This window comes from Frankia sp. CcWB2 (assembly GCF_977927585.1).
The window spans coordinates 17,579-19,447 of record NZ_CDWRCM010000050.1 but is presented as its reverse complement, the minus strand read 5'-3'; the positions used below and the strand labels follow the sequence as shown (position 1 = coordinate 19,447).

Genomic DNA, 1,869 nt, shown 5'->3' with positions numbered 1-1,869 from the left:
GGGCGAGCAGGAGTCCCGCCGCCATGAACGGCGCCGTCGCCTGCAGCCCGGTCGATCCCGGCGCGGCCAGCGAGCCGACGTCCCAGTGCCGGAACTGGTCGAACGTCTTGGTGTCGATCAGCAGCACGGCGTTGACGAACGCGCCGAGGACGGCCGCGGCGGCCGCGCCCGCCACCACCAGGGTCGCCGGCGTCGTCGCTGCGCGGCCGGTCGCGCCGATCATGAACACGGCGACCGCGGTCAGGGCGGCGCCGGCGAGCGCGAACCACACGTAGCCGCTCGGGCTCGTGACGCCGAAGACCGAGATGCCGACGACGACGGCGGCCGACGCGCCGATGTTGACCCCGAGCATCCCCGGTTCGACCAGATCGTTGCGGGTCAACGCCTGGCTGAGGGCCCCGGCCACGCCGAGCGCGGCGCCGACCACCAGGCCGAGCAGCGTGCGCGGTATCCGCAGGTTGTGCACGACCAGCGCGGCGGACGAGCCGTCGTCGTGCCACAGGACCCGCCACACGACGGTGAACGGCAGGTGGTTGGCGCCGACCCAGACGCTGAGGACGCACATCCCGACCAGAGCGAGCGACGTCACTACTAGGCCGCAGACACGCACTCTCCGTGATCCGAGCGCGCCCCCTTGCCGCCGTTGCCGCCGGCCGGGCGGGGCCGCTGCCGCCGGATCGGGCGGGCGCGGCACCGTCGCCTCAGCCTCCGCGACAGCTCGCACCGCCCGCCTCACAATCTGGCGAAATTTGTAAAGATAGGTTAACTTACCTATGGAGAGCCTAACCTGACTTCACGGTCACGTCCAGCGGCCGCCCGGCGCCGGTAGCGCGGGCCGGGGTCCAGCCAGCCGGGGTCTAGTCAGGGGCGGCCGCGGGCCCGGCCGATGGCGCCGCCGGAGCGTGCTTGACACCCAGGGAGGTCACCCCAGAAGATAGGTAAGCCTTACTTTACCGGATTAGCGTACGCTTCTCGTTACCGACGGGAAAGGGCGGCGCGCCCAGGGACCGGAGGATCGGGTGTGGTGAGAGGTCCGGCGTCCACGGACATCGGCATTCGGGACATCGTCGGAATCGGTTTCGGCCCTTCGAACCTGGCGTTGGCGATCGCCGTGACGGAGCACAACGCGCGCGTTTCCCCGGCGGCGGCGCTGAGGGTGTCTTTCCTGGAGCGCCAGCCCCGATTCGGCTGGCATCGGGGAATGCTCCTCGACGGGGCCACGATGCAGGTATCCTACCTCAAGGACCTGGTAACCCTGCGGAATCCGGCCAGCGATTTCAGTTATCTGTCGTTCCTGCATGAGCGGGACCGCCTGGTTGACTTCATCAACTACAAGACCATGTTCCCGCTGCGCCAAGAGTTCCACGACTACCTGGAATGGGCCGCCCGCCGATTGGATGACCTGGTCGAGTACGACACGCGGGTGGTCGACATCCGGCCGGTCACCGTCGACGGCGAGGTCCGGATGGTGGACGTCGTCGGGGTGCGGGGGACGACCGGGGAGACGGTCGTCCGCCGGGCTCGCGGCGTCGTCATCGCCGTCGGGCTCGAGCCGACGGCGCCAGCCGGCATCGAGCTGTCCGAACGGGTCTGGCACAACCACGACCTGCTCAGCCGGGTCGCGAACCTGCCATCGCCGGTGCGCGACCGGTTCGTCGTGGTCGGGGCCGGGCAGAGCGCGGCCGAGGTGACCGAATTCCTGCACACGAAGTATCCGCGGGCTGAAGTCGTGGCCGTCTTCTCGCGGTACGGTTACAGCCCGGCGGACAACAGCTCGTTCGCGAACCAGATTTTCGACCCGTCCGCCGTGGACGATTTCTACGCCGCGCCGCCGCCGGTGAAGGACATGCTCAATACCTATCATCGGAG

At 69.2% G+C, this 1,869-nt stretch carries 2 protein-coding genes; one reads left to right on the top strand and one right to left on the bottom strand.

Annotated features, from left to right (window positions below; all coding sequences use genetic code 11):
- Positions 1-589, bottom strand: a 589-nt coding sequence (locus ACY45C_RS07795; RefSeq protein ID WP_462186954.1) for an iron chelate uptake ABC transporter family permease subunit, incomplete at its 3' end; no start/stop codon positions are given.
- Positions 590-1,021: 432 nt separating this feature from the next.
- Between ACY45C_RS07795 and ACY45C_RS07790 the strand changes: the two genes are divergently transcribed.
- A partial coding sequence (locus ACY45C_RS07790) for a SidA/IucD/PvdA family monooxygenase (RefSeq protein WP_462186953.1) occupies positions 1,022-1,869 on the top strand: 848 nt, incomplete at its 3' end.